Source organism: Streptomyces sp. HUAS TT7 (assembly GCF_051550175.1).
Classification (GTDB): Bacteria; Actinomycetota; Actinomycetes; order Streptomycetales; family Streptomycetaceae; genus Streptomyces.
The window spans coordinates 8869426-8886297 of record NZ_CP196175.1 but is presented as its reverse complement, the minus strand read 5'-3'; the positions used below and the strand labels follow the sequence as shown (position 1 = coordinate 8886297).

Annotated in this window: 18 protein-coding genes and 2 pseudogenes; 10 read left to right on the top strand and 10 right to left on the bottom strand. The window is 67.8% G+C overall.

Going from position 1 to position 16872, the window contains the following annotated elements; translation table 11 throughout:
- Positions 1–313: 313 nt before the first annotated feature.
- Both ACSHXC_RS40500 and ACSHXC_RS40495 read right to left on the bottom strand, forming a co-directional pair.
- Positions 314–772, bottom strand: coding sequence for a hypothetical protein (locus tag ACSHXC_RS40500; protein ID WP_438296347.1), 459 nt, complete (start codon positions 770–772; stop codon positions 314–316).
- 780 nt (positions 773–1552) lie between these two features.
- On the bottom strand, positions 1553–1852 hold the full coding sequence (locus ACSHXC_RS40495; RefSeq protein ID WP_438296345.1) for a hypothetical protein: 300 nt from the start codon (positions 1850–1852) through the stop codon (positions 1553–1555).
- A gap of 176 nt (positions 1853–2028) precedes the next feature.
- Between ACSHXC_RS40495 and ACSHXC_RS40490 the strand changes: the two genes are divergently transcribed.
- The 7 genes from ACSHXC_RS40490 (at position 2029) to ACSHXC_RS40460 (ending at position 6834) form a co-directional block, all read left to right on the top strand.
- Entirely contained in the window at positions 2029–2484 is a 456-nt protein-coding gene (locus ACSHXC_RS40490; RefSeq protein WP_438296344.1) for a hypothetical protein, read from the top strand.
- A gap of 34 nt (positions 2485–2518) precedes the next feature.
- Entirely contained in the window at positions 2519–2698 is a 180-nt protein-coding gene (locus ACSHXC_RS40485) for a hypothetical protein (RefSeq protein ID WP_438297123.1), read from the top strand.
- Positions 2631–2873, top strand: coding sequence for a helicase associated domain-containing protein (locus tag ACSHXC_RS40480; protein WP_438296343.1), 243 nt, complete (start codon positions 2631–2633; stop codon positions 2871–2873). Before ACSHXC_RS40485 ends, ACSHXC_RS40480 begins: the two co-directional genes overlap by 68 nt.
- Positions 2848–3567, top strand: coding sequence for a helicase associated domain-containing protein (locus ACSHXC_RS40475; RefSeq protein WP_438297087.1), 720 nt, complete (start codon positions 2848–2850; stop codon positions 3565–3567). The genes ACSHXC_RS40480 and ACSHXC_RS40475 overlap by 26 nt, the downstream gene beginning before the upstream one ends.
- 600 nt (positions 3568–4167) lie before the next feature.
- Positions 4168–5646 carry a hypothetical protein gene (locus tag ACSHXC_RS40470; RefSeq protein ID WP_438296341.1) on the top strand — a complete coding sequence of 493 codons (1479 nt, stop codon included), beginning with the start codon at positions 4168–4170 and terminating at the stop codon, positions 5644–5646.
- Between the two features lie 95 nt (positions 5647–5741).
- On the top strand, positions 5742–6281 hold the full coding sequence (locus ACSHXC_RS40465) for a hypothetical protein (protein WP_438296339.1): 540 nt from the start codon (positions 5742–5744) through the stop codon (positions 6279–6281).
- Positions 6282–6333: 52 nt separating this feature from the next.
- The gene (locus ACSHXC_RS40460) at positions 6334–6834 is read left to right on the top strand and encodes a hypothetical protein (RefSeq protein ID WP_438296337.1); all 501 of its coding nucleotides are present in this window, start codon (positions 6334–6336) and stop codon (positions 6832–6834) included.
- A gap of 75 nt (positions 6835–6909) precedes the next feature.
- Here the strand turns inward: ACSHXC_RS40460 and ACSHXC_RS40455 are convergent, their stop codons facing one another.
- Complete coding sequence (locus ACSHXC_RS40455) at positions 6910–7191, bottom strand: hypothetical protein (RefSeq protein ID WP_438296335.1); 282 nt, start codon at positions 7189–7191, stop codon at positions 6910–6912.
- Between the two features lie 192 nt (positions 7192–7383).
- On the opposite strand from ACSHXC_RS40455, the gene ACSHXC_RS40450 reads away from it, so the two are divergent.
- A protein-coding gene (locus ACSHXC_RS40450; RefSeq protein WP_438296334.1) for an IS630 family transposase occupies positions 7384–8465 on the top strand; the annotation gives its coding sequence in 2 pieces (ribosomal slippage) (positions 7384–7827 and positions 7830–8465; 1080 coding nt in all).
- Positions 8466–8735: 270 nt separating this feature from the next.
- Here ACSHXC_RS40450 and ACSHXC_RS40445 read toward each other — a convergent pair.
- Entirely contained in the window at positions 8736–9728 is a 993-nt protein-coding gene (locus ACSHXC_RS40445) for a hypothetical protein (RefSeq protein WP_438296333.1), read from the bottom strand.
- Between the two features lie 8 nt (positions 9729–9736).
- Positions 9737–10093 (bottom strand): nucleotide pyrophosphohydrolase, encoded by a 357-nt coding sequence (locus tag ACSHXC_RS40440; protein WP_438296331.1) that lies wholly within the window; start codon positions 10091–10093, stop codon positions 9737–9739.
- A gap of 197 nt (positions 10094–10290) precedes the next feature.
- Between ACSHXC_RS40440 and ACSHXC_RS40435 the strand changes: the two are divergent.
- Positions 10291–10486: pseudogene (locus ACSHXC_RS40435) on the top strand (transposase family protein); the annotation flags it as partial.
- A 166-nt stretch (positions 10487–10652) separates the two neighbouring features.
- Here the strand turns inward: ACSHXC_RS40435 and ACSHXC_RS40430 are convergent.
- Together ACSHXC_RS40430 and ACSHXC_RS40425 are read right to left on the bottom strand one after the other, a co-directional pair.
- Entirely contained in the window at positions 10653–12539 is a 1887-nt protein-coding gene (locus tag ACSHXC_RS40430) for a DNA/RNA helicase domain-containing protein (RefSeq protein WP_438296330.1), read from the bottom strand.
- A gap of 238 nt (positions 12540–12777) precedes the next feature.
- The gene (locus ACSHXC_RS40425; protein WP_438297086.1) at positions 12778–13740 is read right to left on the bottom strand and encodes a DUF3883 domain-containing protein; all 963 of its coding nucleotides are present in this window, start codon (positions 13738–13740) and stop codon (positions 12778–12780) included.
- A 361-nt stretch (positions 13741–14101) separates the two neighbouring features.
- Between ACSHXC_RS40425 and ACSHXC_RS40420 the strand changes: the two genes are divergently transcribed.
- Entirely contained in the window at positions 14102–14488 is a 387-nt protein-coding gene (locus tag ACSHXC_RS40420) for a hypothetical protein (protein WP_438296328.1), read from the top strand.
- Positions 14489–14835: 347 nt separating this feature from the next.
- Here ACSHXC_RS40420 and ACSHXC_RS40415 read toward each other — a convergent pair.
- The 3 genes and pseudogenes from ACSHXC_RS40415 to ACSHXC_RS40405 all read right to left on the bottom strand — a co-directional run bounded on the left by ACSHXC_RS40415 (position 14836) and on the right by ACSHXC_RS40405 (position 16867).
- Positions 14836–15844 (bottom strand): annotated as a pseudogene (locus ACSHXC_RS40415) (NAD(P)H-dependent glycerol-3-phosphate dehydrogenase).
- Positions 15845–15884: 40 nt separating this feature from the next.
- Positions 15885–16373, bottom strand: coding sequence for a hypothetical protein (locus tag ACSHXC_RS40410; RefSeq protein ID WP_438296326.1), 489 nt, complete (start codon positions 16371–16373; stop codon positions 15885–15887).
- Positions 16370–16867 carry a hypothetical protein gene (locus ACSHXC_RS40405; RefSeq protein ID WP_438296324.1) on the bottom strand — a complete coding sequence of 166 codons (498 nt, stop codon included), beginning with the start codon at positions 16865–16867 and terminating at the stop codon, positions 16370–16372. Before ACSHXC_RS40405 ends, ACSHXC_RS40410 begins: the two co-directional genes overlap by 4 nt.
- Between the last annotated feature and the right edge of the window lie 5 nt (positions 16868–16872).

Genomic DNA, 16872 nt, shown 5'->3' with positions numbered 1-16872 from the left:
GGCGGCGCACGGTGGTGTCGCCGACCTGGTTGCCGCCGGCCATGCGCTGGTCGTGGCGGAGCACGGCGAGCACGATGACGACGATCCGTCCGGGTGCCAGACGGCGCCGGCGGGAGCCGATCTTCTCCAGGTGACGGCTCAGCAGATCGGTGCAGTATTCGTTGGTTTTCCGGGACACCGGCAGGCGGCACTGGTAGACGCGGCACTGGTGGACAGGGAAGCCGGTGTCCCCGGCAGGCTCGTTGATCCTCTTCATGCACACGTCGAGCCAACGGCCGCCGGGGACACGCCGGTTACGGGTACGAGGCCGTACCTACGGTGCGGTCTGGAAGCGTCCGTCAGGCCGTTTGCGCAGCCATCCCCGCCCGGCGAGCTTGCTCAGCTTGCCGCGCAGCGGCTCCAGCCGGCCCTTCACCTCGACCTCGAAGTCCAGCCCGACGCCGACGTCCTTGACCCGGACCGGACCACCGGCATCGCGCACGGTCTTCATCAGCCGCTGGTAGTCCGGCGGCAGGATGGCCTCGCCCGCGCCGGCCTTCCAGTGCGGGACCAACAGCGCACCGCAACCGCCCACTTGAGCCGTTTCCGCCTGCGTCGACGGCCTCTCCGTGTCGAGCGGGGCGTGCATTCGTTCCCACACGCGCATCGCCACCGCGAGTTCCTCCCGCTCGGCGCGGACCGCATCGGGCCGTCCGGCCAGGAGCTTCTCCTCCTCGTCGAGCTCCGCCCGGCGGGCTGCGACGCGTTCGGCGACCTCGTTGATCTCCGTCATCCCGCGAGCCTACGGATCCGTACGCCTCCGCGACTTGAAAACGACGACCTGGAAACGAGCAGACCGGCGTTGACCGCTGCCTGGCGATCAAGGACACAGACTGCCGCCCGCGACCAGCACGAGCACCCCAGCACGACGCCATGCCACCCCGATGACCTGCGACTTCAAGATGGCGGGGCTTCAATGTGCATCCCCACGTCAGCCACCGGCCCGGTGTGCTAGGACCAACTCGCACACCACGACACGATTTACTCACCCCACGACAGCCAAAATCCACAGACAACACCATCGAAAAAGCCAGCTCAGTACGCTACACACCCAACCCAACCCGCTGACACCACCCCGCACATTCACACCCCTGGCGGAGGCCGGATGGTACGAGCTCTTTCCCCTTCAGTTACCCCCGGCGCTCGTCAACGGCTGCGGTTGTCGCGGATCGGTGCAACTGCGCAGTGCCCGACCAACTTGCTTACCCATGACCGGAGTTAAAAAAGCTCCGCAGGCCAGGCGGCTGGGACACCCACATCGTCACATCGGTCTGGTGAGGATCGGGTTGGGGCGGTAGTGGGCGACTCCTGCGTAGGACATGCCCAGGGAGACAGTGAGGATCTTGGCATCGAGTTCGTCTGCGAGAGCAAGCAGACGCGTGGAGCGCAGGATGCGCGGCAGGAGGGCGACGGGGGCGAGGCTGTCGCGGATGTGGGCAGCGCCGGCAGGAGCGTGGTGGCAAACACCGAGCTGAAACCCAACACCGAACCACTGAAAACCCAACGCCGAATATCACCGGCGGCAGACGATGGCGCTCGGGGACTGGTTCCGGCAGGTGACCCCGCTCCCAGGGCCGATGAGGTGCGAGAGGCGCGGTGCGAGGTCCCGCTCGCAGGACAAGGCCGGGCCCTCGTCGGGCTCGGCGTTCGCCTCCCGGCAGACCCTGTCGATGACGCTGCTGCTGTCGACCTTCGGGCCGAGCGGAGGCGGATCCGCGGAAGCCGACGGGGCGAGCAGGCCCACACCGAGCACCGATGCGGTGAGCAGCGCTGCGACTTGGGCGCGGGTCGGCCTCAGGGTCCGTCGCGACATGACTGTCCTTTCGACTGGTTCATGCGGATTTCATGCGGCAAGGCCATGATCGACGGCATCGGCATCGTGCGGGCATGGACACGCTCGGAGCGTTCGCGTGAACTCCGGGGTGAGCGACGTCCACGTCGTCCTCGGCATCGGGGACGGCTGACCCCGGCGGCCGGAATCCGTGACGAGTGTTGGCATCTTTCGCTGTCGCCGAATTCGCTTTCTCCCCGCGGCGGGCGGAAAAGCTGGCCGTGCGTTCGCCCCAACCGGGCGTGGCCACAAGCTTTCTGGAGCTGAATATAACCAAGTCCAAGAACGCGACCCGTCTCAAGCGGTGGTCCAAGCCGGCGGCTGCGCCAGTCGGTGTGGTGGCCATCGACGCCAAGATGCTTTCCCCCATGCACGCCACGGTCCAGGCCACCACTTGGAACGAGGGGAACACGATCAAGGCCGGGCACGTGGAATACCGCCAATGTCACCAGCGAAAATCCGGACTAGGCGGTTGTCAACATCTCCGGCCTGACGCCGAGCACCCCCGGAACGACCGCGACACCGAAGTCAGCTACCGGTTCACGCCCGTCATGAGCTTTGGTGAGGTGCTGATGAAGCAGACCACAGCCAGGGACAGCAATGGCAACTCGTAGTAGCCGGCATCTGCGGATGGTGCCCACACAGGCGATGACCCACATGCAGGAGACGGCCGTCGAGGCGGTCCACCGCAACAGCGGGCGCCTCGACGGCCTGATGGACCAGGTCATCGACGGCCCCGCCGGCACCGGCAAGACCTGTGATGGTCGCGAAGTGGGTCAAGTTCCGGGTGATCGAGCCAGAGCAGCAGGACTGGATCCGCGGGTATGACGCTGCGGTTCGGTACCGGGACCGGGTGGGTGATCTGGAGGTGCCGTACGAGCATCTGGAGGGCGCCTACCCCTTGGGGCGGTGGCTGTCGGATCAGCGGCGGGCGTTGCGGGCCGGGCAGATGAGCAGCCAACGGGCCGAGGGAGGCGCTGGGGATCGCGTGGGACACCGCTGATGCCCAGTTCGCTGAGAACTTGGCCGCGGCGCGCGCGTACTTCGTGGAGGCCGGGACACTGGCCGCGCCCCGGCACGCCACCGCGCTGGATCGGCCGGTGGGGCAGTGGCTGACCAACATCCGCCGTCCCGGTGGGCTGGGCAAAGACCCGGTACGCGCCGAACGGCGTGCCGCCGAGCTCGCGGCGGTCGATGAGGACTGGAATCCGGCGGTGTTGGGGTGGACGGTGGATTGGCAGCGCCGCTACGTCGGCCTGAAAGCCCTGTTGCACGATGGGGCGCTGCTGGGGGGCATCGTGCCCGGGGCGACCTGGCGCGGGGACGACATCGGGCGGCGGCTCGCCCGCCGACGGCGCGACTTCGGCCGGCTCAACACCGAGCAGCAGAAGCGACTCGCCGAGTGCGGCGTACACGCCGCCCCACAGGCCCGTAAGGCGTCGGCGCAGGGTGGGGCGAAAGCTGGGGCGGCGCGGGGTGCGGAGGCGTTCACCCGGGGCCTGGCGGCCCTTGCGCAGTACGTCCAGCGGGAACAGCGGACCGTCATCCCACGCCAGCACACCGAACAGATCACCATCGACGGCCACGAGCACGACGCACGGCTCGGAGTGTGGGTCTCCAACCAGAAAACCCGACGCGACAAGCTCAACGAACAACAGCTCGCGCAGCTCGCCGACCTCGGCATGGACTGGGACTGAGTGGGGTCGCCGGGGCGTCCGCAGCCCGCTGCCGATGCGCTGCTCCACCCGGCGTTGGACGGTCTCCCTGGAGCCGCTTCCTGTCGGGCCGGCTCCACGGCTCCAGAGCCTCGTGCGGCCGCTCGGCGTGCCGCCTCACCACGCCGGTCCCCCGGGGCCGAGTTGGGCCGCCAGAGCTCGACCATCGGCTACGCCATCGCGAGCACGTCCCACAGAAACCATGGTGAGCCCCGGCAACACTCGAATTCCGCCCGTGCATGGCCGGGAATCGCTGCCGGAGCACGGCCACAGGTACCGCGCCGGAGCAGCTCGTCGGCATGCGTGGGCGTATCCGGCCATTCCTGAAATCCGGCTTGATGGTTCCTGTGAGGCATGGGCAGGGTTGTCGTCCGTAAGGGGAGAGATGCGGCCAGCGGGGGAAGAATGTCGGGGACGCTCCAGAGGAATCACGCATAAGTCCCGTTGCCCTGCGCGCCTGTCGCGGATCTCATTCCACCTTCCGTCGAGGGGGAGAACGTGAGACAGCAGGTACGAACGGCTTGGGCACAACCATCCGGGCGGCACCGGCTCAAACTGGGTCTGCTAGCCGCACTGAGCGCAATGGCGCTGATCGGTTCCTCCGGCGCGGCGTTGGCGACGCCCCCGAACCCGGCGGCGGCCCCGGGCATGCCCCCCGTCGCCCCGGCTGCAAAGACGCCGCCGCAGCAGTTCAGGGGACAAGAGATCACCTCGGACACCTGTTCGCCAGCGTCCCTCAAAGCCAAGGGCAAGAAGGCCAGGCCGCTGCCGACGACCGCACCGGGTGGGCTGGCCGGCAAGACTGTCGTCACCTGTACGAGGGTCAACGCCCCCGGCTCCACGGCCAGTCTGGCCGCGCGCGACGCGGCGATCCGCACGGCGCGTTCCGTCCCGGAGAGCACGGGCGCTCAGCGGTCGGCGGCCCTGAAGAGCGCGCAACCGTCCGCCGTCACGCCGAAGGACGTCACGCCCAAGGACTACGTCCAGCCGCCGTCATGGTGCTACGACCACGCCTTCAGCGGTTGGTGGTACACACGGTCGGACGAATGCCAGATCCGCGATGTCACGGTCGGGTACTTCGAGATCGTCAATGGTGAACCCATCGACGTCGGTACCGCGAAACACCTGGAGACTTCGTTCGCCTACATGAGCGGCGACATCGACAACCTCGCCAATCAGATCCGGCTCACCAAGTACTTCGCCGAGCGAGCCGGGACACTGGACTTCTGGGGACTCCAGCAGATTCACGGCTGGGCCACTTGTTCAGGCGACTGCAAGCCGATCTCCGACTCCGGGCTCAAGCCCGGAAACTACAAGCGGGACCAGAACAACGACGGGGAGTCGTACTGGGAGCCGACTCACGACGAGTTCGGAGCGATCACGCACCTGGCTCCCACCTGGAACTACTTCGTCACCGCCGCCGGTTTCGAACCCTCCGAGACGGTCACCGTGCCGCCCCCGCCGCAGGCACGCTGCGACAACGCCTTCTCCACCGACGGCAACGACATGGGTGACTACACCCCCGGGCTGTCGCCGAACGCACTGCTCGGCGCCGGGTGCGCGGTGCCGGTGTACACACCGACGTGGGTGATCTACAAAAACGGCCTGTACCCGACGGTCGGCTGGCACGTGGAAGCGGCGCAGAACTCCGGGCTGCCCGGCAAGTACCCCTCCGGCGACCCTCTGCACCGTTTGACCGACTCGGCCAAGAAGCGGGCCAACGGCGACCGGGCCTGCCCGGCGACGCCGACGTGGGTACGGCCCGCGAACAAGCAGTGTGACGAATACCCGATGCGGTCCACGTACGAAGGGGCGGCGTCGGCGACCCCGCAGGGAACGGCACGCTCGTTCGCACCGCCGATCCAGAAGACACCGATCGGGGACGAGTGGTGCGAGATGGACGCCGCCTGGGGAGTGCCGACCGGGGCCACCGGCCCGCACGGCTGGTCATCGTGCATGCTCCCGGCCACGGACAACAGCCACCAAGGGGCGTTCCTGGGCGGCTTCTACAAGACCAACCGGGTCCTGGACAACGACCCCTTCCGGGTTTGGGTCCAGTAGTACGGTTTCGGTGACAAGCCCGCCGCCCCGGACGGGTCAACTGACCTCCCGGGGCGGCGATTTCCTTCTCACCCGCATCACGAACGGCGTGTTCGATGCCTCGTCCCACCCTGCCCACGACGAGCACCACCGGCCTGCTCATCGTGGAGTACAACCGCTTCACCCTCGCCACGGCCGGAGCGCCGCCCGGCTGTCTGGACCTGCCCCGCAACGGGCTGCTCGGCACCCCGGCCGAGACACGGCCCTTCGAGGAGGGCACGGTCGCCGTGATCGCCACAGGGGTCTACGCCGACGCCGTTCGCATCACCGCCCAGACGTGGCCCGTCGAGCCGCCCTCGGACCCGGACGGCTGGCAGGACATAGCGGTGATCACCATCGACTGGCCAGGTGGACCGGCGTCGCTGCTCGGGGAAGACGCCAGTCCGGCCGCCGAGTTGCCCCTGGGAGCCGAGCTCCCGGCCGGGCGCTACGCCCTGCTGGTCGCCACCACCAACCGCGACGACGGCGAAGCACGCAACGAACACCTGCCCGTCGAGACGTACCTCATCCAACTGTGGCCGGCCCCGCACGACCAGCCGGACGAGGTGGTCGTGAAGGCAACCAGCGCCACCACCACGATGTGGCGTGCAGACTGAACCGCCCCGCTTCGAATGGAGACTCGATTTCGTGAAAGGATCGAGTCATGGCATGACCTTCCCGTTACCGCTTGAGCTCCGCCGTCGTGCGGTGCGCATGGTCGCCGAGGTAGGCGACGACTACCCGACCGAGACGGCTGCTCTGCAGGCGGTTGCCGAGAAGCTCGGCATCGGTTCCCGTGAGACGCTGCGGAACTGGCTGAAGCAGCACGAGATCGACGCGGGCCAGCGCCCGGGGACGACGGAGGAGTCTGCCCAGCTCAAGGCGTTGAAGAAGGAGAACGCCGAACTCACCGACACCATCGCCAACCGGGCTGATGAGAGCCCCTTACGCCCGTCCGCCGGGAACCAGTCGGCAAAGTCCTCATCCGTGAACAGCTCGTCCAGCCGGTCCCGCACCCACATCGCCGCCGTGCCCCGCGGGTTGCTCGCCCGCGCCATCCGCACCGTCAACGGCGGAATCACCCGCCCGGTCCCCGATCCCATCGCCATCGCGGCCTCCCCTTCGACCGCTCGATCCGCCCCGCTCCCCTCAGAAGACCACCATGAATAGATCGATAGGAACGGCGGCGGCAAGCTTCACCTCACCGAGCGAACATCACCAACAGGTTCAATTCCGTGAAGTCGCTCAGTTGCTTGTAGCGGTCTGTGACCGGCGGCTTGCGGCGATCAGGAAAAGGTGTTTTCGCGGCAGGGGTGGTTTCGCCTTCCCGAACATGCTGCACTTGAGCGCCTTGAGGTCGTTGGCTCTGCCCTCGACCGGCCCGGATGACCAGTCGGTGCTCATGCCGAAGACGACGGCGTCGAGGTCCGACAGCAGGCCGACGGCGAAGTTCGTCAGGTCGCACTGCGCGTCCGCGCACACGTCGGCGATCCGGTGCGGCAGCCGGTCGCCCTCACGGTTGGTCATCAAGGCGGAAGCAGCAGAAAGATCTCTTCACACGCGGTCAGCATCCACCCGAAAGTGACGGAGTGTCACCGGCGCACTGCAGCACGATCGACTTCACGGAATTCGTGCCTGAACCGGTTCAGACCGTTACTGAGCTTCCGGGCGCGATGTCGTAGGGGTGACAGCTGGTGGCCGCCGCGGTACATCGAAGGCATGAGGTATCCGCAAGGGGGTGGCTTGACCGCTGAACGGCGGACGTTCCGTGAGCGCATCCGCTTGCAAGCGGCCGAGAGGTTCGCCGTCGGCCAGGACAACGCGAAGGTGGCCAGGGAACTACGAGTCAGCGTGCGTTCAGTTCAGCGGTGGCGCCGCCCGTGGCATGACGGCGGCCAGCAGGCGCTGCGCTCACGGGGCCCTGCGGCGCGGTCCAGGCTCAGCGATACGTTGTTCGCGGTGCTGGAGGCGGAGTTGGGCAAGGGGCCGGTCGCGCATGGATGGACGAACCAGACGTGGACACTGGTGAGGATCAAGACGCTGATCGGACGCCGGTTCCACAAAAGCCTGTCGCTGTCGACCATCGCGGACATGCTGCACCGCCACGGCTGGAGCTGTCAGGTCCCGGCCCGCAGAGCCCTGGAACGGGACGAGCACCAGATCAGCGGCTGGGCGAAGGAGACCTGGCCGACGGTGGAAGCGCCGCGGCGGCGCTCGGAGCGTACGTTGTCTTCGAGGACGAGGCCGCCTTCTCCATGACACCACCCACCACACGGACTTGGTCACGACGCGGGAACACCCCGATCGTTCGGGTGCGGGGCCGCTCTGCCTGCCGGATCTCTCTGGCCGCGATGTGCTGCTACCGGCCCGGCGAACGCTCCCGCCTGCTCTACCGAATGCGCCAGCATAAAGACACCGGCCGCAGAGCCAAGGGAGAGCGCCGCAGCTTCGCCTGGACCGACTTCCGTGACCTGCTGAGCACGGCCCACAGGCAGCTCGGCGCTCCACTCATCCTCGTCTGGGACAACCTCAACACCCACCGGGCGGCCGGGCTACGCGACTTCATCGCCGAACAGGATTGGGTCACTTCCTTCCAACTGCCGTCCTACGCACCCGATCTCAACCCAGTCGAGGGCATCTGGTCTCTGTTGCGGCGAAGCTCACAGGCCAACACCGCCTTCGCCGACCCCGAGCACCTCGACCGGAATCTCCGCCACGGGCTACGCAAGATCCAGTACCGCAGCGACCTCATCGACGACTGCCTCACCGCGACTGGGCTACCTCAGCCCAGATCGCGCTGACGACATCGCGTCCGGAAGCTCAGTAACGCCATGAAAGGCAAGGACAAGGAGACGACCCGGGTCGGGCTCACGGTCAACGTCACCAGATGCTGATCGAAATCGTCCTGAGCTGGGAGGTCTTGCCTTTCGGAGCGTTCACGACGCGTTGTCGATGACCGCTCCGGCGCTCCCCAATTGCTCCCCAGGGAGGGCTGGTTTCCCCTAGAAAACGTGCTGAAACGGCCGCTTTTCCGTAGGTCAGGAGGGCAGCGGCCGTTGCACCCTACGCGGTCATGCTGGCGGGCTGTCCTTGAACGTGTGGGTGCGGTGCCACTGGTAGTACTTCTCGCGGTCCTCGTTCCACCAGGTGACCTTCCGTCCAGCGAGCTTTTCCTCAATGTGCTTCGCGACTTCAGGCAGGTCCTTAGCGAGTGGGCTCACCTGGATCACGCCTGGAGGGGCGACGGCGATGTAGCCGTGTTCGTAGAGGGAGTCGCAGCCGAAGGTGCAGGCGAGCATCGCGATGTTGGCAAGGTCGCGCTTCTCATCGTCGTCGCACACGGAGCGCTTCTTGATGTGGGCGCCTATGAGGAAGGCGCCCGGAAGGTGCCGCCCGCACAGGGCGCACTCACCCGTGTTGCCGGGCAGGAGGCGGCGCTTCAGCGCGGTCTGCTCGCCCCGATGGGCTCGTTGAGACTTGCGCTCCAACTCCCCGTCGAAGTTGGCAATGGCCGCTTCTTCCTCCTGCTCATCAACGGGCGCAGGCGCCGCCGGCGCTGGGTCGAGCGTCAGGAGTGAGTGGAGGGTGTCACTTTCGTCGTTGCCGAGGACGGTTATCCCCATGACGTTCCGGTTCTCGTCCCATTCAAGTAGCTTCCGGACTTCCGTCATGGGGATGTCGAAGCCCTGGATGCCAGAGATGGCGTACATGAACTCCCATGTACTGCCGTCGTCTTCGGTCTCCCAAAGTTGCATGGCCATGGCCTTGTTGCGCCATGTCAACGCGATGGTTCCACCGAGGTACAGCTTGTTGTCGCCGGTGAAGACCACCCCATCGCCCGGGCGCATCTTCTTGATCTTGGAGGCGTTGACGTCCCTCTTTCCTGGAGCCACACCCCACATGGGGGCAGAGCCCTCAGGGAACAGCGTGTGGAGCTGGTCCAGGACCTGAGCGTCGAGCAGATGCGCGTAGTCGTCGAAGGCCACCGGTTTCGCGATCGTGTCCTGGTAGTGCCTGTTGACGACCTTCCTCGAGCGCCTGGCCGGCTGCATGACGATGCGCATCGGCTGACTCATCCCCCCAGCTGTGTGTACTTGTCCGCCCGGCCTCGTGCGAGGTGCGCCGGGTACTTCCGACGGTTGGCTTCGATCTTCTCAACCAGAGCCTGCTCCAGGTCAAGATCAATAACATCGGCCAGTCTGAGCAAGTACGCGAAGACGTCGGCCATTTCCTCGCGCACCTGCGGCGCCCGAACGGGATCTTCCATGACGGCAGTGGATTCTTCAGGCGTCAGCCACTGGAAGATTTCGAGGAGTTCTCCGCCCTCACCGACCAAGGCCATTGCCAGGTTCTTCGGGGTGTGGAACTGTTCCCACTCGCGTTCAGCGGCGAAGTCGGCCAGCGACTTCTGCAGAGATCCGATCGTCATGCTCCCAGCAATACCAGGCGGCACTGACATCCAGCCCGCTCACCCCATGCAGAGCCACGTTGTCAGTGTCCTCAGGTTGAGGAGTGATGAGAGCTGCTCGGGAGGGCTCGTGACGTGGCAGGGCTCCTGGTCGTTCCGTTGATGATCTCACTCATCAACGTCCAGACCCAGGAGCCCTATTGGCCCCGTACCGTGCCATGCTCGACGTCCCTCACTCGGTGTCGAGCACGTCTCCTGGCTCATCTTGCCCGAAGGTGTGAACTGAACTCCCGTCGGCGCAGGCTCGGCTGCCTCCGTCAGGCCCTACTCACGCTCGTGTACCTGCGTAAGAACGAGACGCTCGCCCATCTCGGCGCTGGGTTCAAGGTGTCCACCGCAACCGTCGGCCGTCATGGTCCTGGAAGAGATCGTCCGAGCAGCCCTCCCGGTCGTGGTCGTCGGCCCGGCTTGACGGCAGTTCGGCGACCAAGCCTCGTACGGCGTTCGGACGGTTGATGCTGATCGATTGGGCGCGGGCAATCACCAGGTGCAACTGCGCCCGCGCTCAGGGCTGTTGGGCTCACGACGCACTCACCGGTGACACAGCCGTGTCGGGCTCTGCCGCATTCGGTGCGGGCACGAGTTGGTGCAGTCTTGCCTGGGTTTCGGGGTCGGTGGAGTACAGGAGGGTTCCGGACATGCCACGGGTGAGGAGGACTTTGTAGGTGTTGCGGACCAAGCGCAGGAAGGTGGCGGGGTCGGTGCTGCTGAGCGCGGAGTCCCTGCTGGCCCGGGGGTTGGGGAGCCAGCGGTCCTGGCGCCAGACGAGGTCGTCTCCGAGGATGACGCCGTTCCAGTCGTACTCGAAGCCCTGGGCGGTGTAGATGCAGCCGACCTGGCCGAAGCCGTCGGGATCGGTGGCCCACAGCCAGGACGGGGGGACGCCGTCGAGGCGGGAGTCGCCGCGCAGGTTCCACGGCTTGCGCCAGGAGCCGATCGTGATGTCGTCGACCAGACTGCGGCGGAGCGGGTCGCTCCATTTCCAGCAGAAGCCGGCGGTGATGCGGGCGGTGAGGTGCTGCGCCTCCTTGGCGCGCAGGAGGTCTTCCATCTGCTGGGGGGAGTCGGCCACGCGGACGTGGAAGGTCCGCTCGTCGGCCCACTCGGTGGCGGGCTCGTCAGTGAGCTGCAGCAGGCGCAGGACCCACTGTTCGTAGGCGCGGCTGCCGCCGTTGCGGAACTGGCCGTTGAGGTCGATGTGGCGTGGGCGCAGGCCTCGGGCGGCGGCGGCCTGGTCGATCGCTTGGCGGCTGCCCATTTCGCCGGGGCGTACGACTTGGTGGTCGTCCAGGAGGAAGACGGGGACGCGGGCGGCGTCGAGGAGTTCGTCGATCTGGCGGACTCCGCGGTGGCGGACGGAGTGGGCGCGGATGCGGTGGGCTTCGTCGCAGATCAGTGCGTCCAGTCCGTTCTTGGGGGCGTCGGCGAAGTTCATGAAGTAGCCGAAGAGCTTGCGGACGCGGGGGTTGTCGGTGGCGACGGCGTGGTGGAGGGTGCGGGTGAAGGACTTGGATCCGGTGGCGTGGACCACGGTGTGGCGGTCGTGGGCGAGGTGGCGCATCAGGTGCAGGGCGATGACGCTTTTGCCGGAGCCGGGGCCGCCGGTGACGATGAGGACTTCTTTGCTGTCCGCTTCGCGGGCCTTCTTCACCGCGCGGCGCACCAGCGAGACCGCGACCTGCTGTTGGTCGAGCAGGACGAACCGGTCGGCGTGCAGGATCTCTTCCGCGGTCGCGCGCAGCAGGGGACGGCTGGGTGCCAGGGGGCTGTCGATGAGTTCGTCGGCGGCTGTGGTGCCGTGCGCGGGTGAGAGGCGCGACTGCAGGTAGGTGATCAGCTGGTCGCGGGTGCTGCGGGTGAACAGGCGCCCGTGGGCGTCGGGTTCGAGGGCGAGCAGGTCGGCCACGCCGGCGGTATCGGCGTTGTGGAGGTAGGCCACGCCGGCCACCGCGTCGGGTTCCGCGTCCAGCACGGTGGTGAAGTCCTGCAGGTACTGGCAGTAGCGCCGTACCTGGGCGACCGGATGCAGGAACGCCCGGTTGTTGTTGCCGGCCCCTGGCAGGCAGAGGTCCTCGGTGTCGGGCAGGGCCCGGGCGTGGGTCCACTGCTTGAGCTCGACGATGACGTAGGACGGCTGGGAGGTGCGGGGGTGCCAGCCGGCCAGCACCACGTCGGCCCGCAGGCTGGACAGCGCCAGCTGGTACTCGATCAGTACCTCGACATGCTGCAGTCCGGCTTCGTCCAGCACGCGGGCCAGGGCGGGCAGGCTGTTGCGCCAGGACCGTATCTCCCCGTCCTCCAGCCGGCCCAGTCGCGCCTGCCGGTGACACTCGGCCAGATCATCGGCCACCGTGCCCTGCTGACAGCGGTCGACGAACTCGTGCACGGGCATGCGCAGTAACGGCATCATCGTCTCCTCGGTCGAATGCGGTTCATGCAGCAGCGCGGGCAGCCCCGCGCGGGGTGAGCGCGGCCCGGTGGTGGTCCGGGCGGCGTTGCCTGGGCACGCGGACCGGGCCGGGCCGCAGGGGGCCGTCCCCCGCTCGGCCCCGGCGGGGCGTGTGCCGCACGCGGGCAGGACGCGCGCGTGTCGTCCAGCCCTGCCGCCGGGTTCCGGTGGCCCGATCGTGCAGGCCGGACCGGGGCTACAGCTGGGTGCCAGCAGGAGGTTGGGGGACGAGGTACTGGTAGCGGGTGGGGCGCAGGTCTTCCTCGGCCGGCTGCCAGTCCTCGAGCAGCAGGACGTCGCCGCCGCTGCAGTGGTATGTGCCGTCCGTCTTGGTGACCTTGATGTCGCTGACGATGAACAGGTCGACGGTGTGGCGGGCATCGCGGGCGTGGAAGACCTCGTTCACGGTCAGCTCCACGCTGGTGGGGGCTCCGGTGGTGCCCTTGACCTCCACCCGCCGCTCCAGCCCTGCCCGCTCCAGGCGCAGGTCGTAGGGCTTGCCGACCTTGTGCGCCGTCCAGCCCCGCCCGGGATCCTGGTAGTGGGTGACGGCCTTGTCCTCGGCGTACAGCTCGACCGCCCTGCGCTTTTCCGGGTCCATCTGCCGGCCCGCGCCCCGCCGCCCGCGCCGGGCGCTGTTGGGGCCCTCCAACTGCTCGGGCGTGACCCCAGGTGTGGCGGCGAGCGCGACGTCATGGTCCGCGGCCCAGTCGGCCTCGATGCCGGCCGTGTCGAACAACGGCTGCGGGTCCATCCCCACCAGGTACCCCACCCCCTGCTGGGTCCCCGACCGGCGCGCCGCCTGCGACGCCTCCGCACTGAGCGGCCCGGCCGGGCCCAGCGGCACATCGTCGAGCACGGCCAGCGGCTCCAGGCCCAGCCGGTAGGGGTAGATGACCCGCTCCTCGGCGACCTCGTCCGGCCAGTGCGGCGCCGTGCCCTCGTACACACCGACCTGCACCTTGCACAGCACCATCCGCACCGACTTTGCTTCCCACTCCCCCGGCTGCACCCGCGGCGCCGCCCCGGTCACCAGCACCGCGAAATCCGGCTCCCGCCGGCCGTACCAGTCCGGCTTCCTCGGAAAACCCCAGGAACGCGTCACCACGCCGTGCTCCAGGTTCCGCTGGTGCCCGACCTTCTGCCCCACATGAATCATCACGAACAACGCCTCAGAAACCACCAGGGCACCCTAAGACCATCACTAACGACAGGTCAATAAGATTTTTCAAGCTCGACGAAGTCCCACGAGTCGATCCCCCCAGGACTTCCCGCACGACCGGACTCCAGGCCCACAGACGGCCACGCAGGCCGCCACAGCACCCCACCCCCGCGCGAGGCCCCCAGCCGAGCACACCACCCAACCCCACAACCCATCCCCGCCGCACCCGCAGACCAAGCCCCCACCCTCCTTTTTTGATCATTGGGCGCAGGGAGTCGGGTAGAAGGGGATGCCTGACCCCCCACCACACCCAACTACGTGCCTGAACTCGGTGTTTGTGCCACCTACCGGGAACAGGGTGCAGCAGATAGTGCAGGAGATGATGCAGGAGATGCCGCAGCAGATAGTGCAGCAGATACGACGCGGCCCGCTGGCTCACCGACCCCACCACCTGATCACCCCACCGGTCGGAGCACGATCTCCGATGCTCAGCTATCAGCTCCGCGACCCTGCCACCCGCCAGCTCCTCGCCCGCGGCCTTGTCGACTACGCCGGAGCCGAGGCCGCTCTGGACCGCCTCGATGACGAAATGGACCACGCCCTCGCAGCCAACGGCGAAGGCGCCCGGCGCATCCGACTCCGCCTCGACGTCGAGAAGGTCACCGGCAGCATCACCGAGACCCTCAGGCACCACGTGCTCCTCCTTGGCGTCAGCGATCACACCGACCCACCACACGCGCTGTAACCCCTGGCCGCCCGGACACACGTTCCCACCGTCGAACCTGCGACACGGTGACAGCCCCTCACGATGGGGCTCCCGTGTCCCCAGCAGATCACGAGAGCACAGGCCCAGGACCTGCGCGGCCGCCATCTCACCCCGCTGGTCAGAGGGTTGGATGCCCCTCTCAGCATCGAGACCGCGTGTCGGCCGACCGGCCGCTCGCGCGTTGGGTGGGAGCGCGGGGCCACGAGCGGCCCGGCCGACGCTCCTCCCAACTCTGCCTATCTGTCCGCCCGCCAGGCTCTGGCTGACGGCCGAGCCCACCGCGGAGGCTTCCCTTGCCGACGCCGGATCTCCTGCCTCCTGGCAGCTCAGGAACCGTAGCGTTCAGGCTTGGGTGCCCGGGCCAGCAAGCGGTCAGCTGCCTGCGTGACGTTGATACGCCCCTTGATGACGTCAACCACGACCTCGGTGATAGGCATCTCCACCCCGTAGCGGTGCGCGAGGGCCAGCAGCGCCTCGGACGACTTCACGCCCTCCGCCGTCTGCTTCGTGGCCACGGTCGCCTCGTCCACGGTCATGCCCTGACCAAGGTGTTCACCGAACGTACGACTACGAGAGAGGGGCGAGGAGCAGGTGGTGATGAGGTCGCCGACGCCAGCCAGGCCGGAGAAGGTGAGGGGATCGGCGCCGAGGACGGCGCCGAGGCGGGCGGTTTCGGCAAGGCCGCGGGTCATGAGGAGGGCGGTGGCGTTGTCGCCCAAACCCATGCCGCCGGCCAGGCCGACGGCGAGCGCGATGACGTTCTTGACGGCGCCGCCGAGTTCGCAGCCGACGACGTCGGTGTTCGTGTAGGGGCGGAAGTAGGGGGTCAGGCAGGCCTGTTGCAGGGTCTTGGCCACGGTTTCATAGGTGCTGGCGATGACGGAGGCGGCGGGCTGCTTCTTCGCGATCTCGCGGGCCAAGTTCGGTCCGGACACGACGGCCACCCGCTCCGCGGGCACCCGGGTCACCGCGGTGACGACCTCGGACATGCGCAGGCCGCTGTGGGTCTCGATGCCTTTCATCAGGCTCACCACGACCGTCTGCGGCTCGATCAGCGGCGCCCACTGGGTGAGGTTGGCGCGCAGCGACTGGGCCGGGATGGACACCACCATGAAGTCAGCCCCGGCAAGAGCCCTGGCGGGGTCGGTGGTGGCGCGCAGCATCGTGGGCAGCGCGATCCCGGGCAGGTAAGCGGGGGTTCTCGTGACCATTGTTGATCACGTCGGCGATCTCGTCACGGCGGGCGTGCAGCATCACGTCGTTGCCGGCGGCGTCGGCCAGGACCGCCGCGAAGGCCGTCCCCCACGACCCGGCCGACAGAATGGCGATCTTCATCGAGGTTCCTTGATGTGCGTCGGGGGTTGAGTGAGGGAGCCTATGGGGTGGTGCGGGCCCAGGTCGTGCCGAGCAGCAGGCGGCCGGCGGACAAGCGGTTCACGCAGTAGTCCCGGACCACGGCCGGGGATACCTGGACGGGCAGGGCGTCCAGACCGACAGCGATAGTGACCGGTCCGCCAGCGAAGGCGCAGCGCACCCAGTGGCCGCTGGTCGGGATGCGCAGCTGGTGGGGGCATCCGTCGAGGCGCAGGGTGACGTCTGTGCCGTTGTGCAGGTGCAGCCGGTCGCCGATGTCACGCAAGGAGTGGTCCGGCGCGGTCAGTTGGAGGGCTGCGGCCAGGCCTCGCATCCGGGCCTCGATCATCTCGGTGTCGCAGCGTCGGATTCCGATCGGGTGGGTCAGCAGCAGGTGCGCGAGGTGGCGGGAAGAGCGTGTGGCGACCCAGAGATAGATACCGTCTGACGCGAGCAACCGGAGGAGCTGTGGGGTTGGCTCGATGGTGAGGTGTGCCTGTGATGCGGTCATGCCTCGGCCTGGCTGTCGAGTGCGGCGGTGCCCGCCTCGATCATTGCGTTGAGCCGGATGGGGTCGCACAGGGCGCCCGGGGCAGTGGGGGGTACAGCCCAGTAGCTCGCGCGGGTTCCGTCCGGCTCGTTGTCCCCGATCCTGGGTACGCCGATGTAGTGGCCGAGCCCGAGGTGCGTCGCATAGCGGCCGAGGCTCGGGCCGGGCGGGGAACTCGGCACCAGGGCGTAGAAGCGGCGGTTGCGCGGGTCGTGGATGACGGGCCCGCGCAGCGACCGCAGGACTGTGCTGGCGGTCGCCGGGTCCGCGTCGGCCGCCACGGTGTAGACCAGCTCATCGGCCAGGCGGACGGCGGAGAACCGCCGCCCCAGCGCGAGGACGGCGAGGTGTCCGCCTGCCCATTGTTGCCGTGCGTCGCCCGGTCGGTTGAGGCTGTCGGCCAGCCACGCCGCGACGGCGGCCTCTCGCTCGGCGTCGGTGCTGATGGCACACATGATGG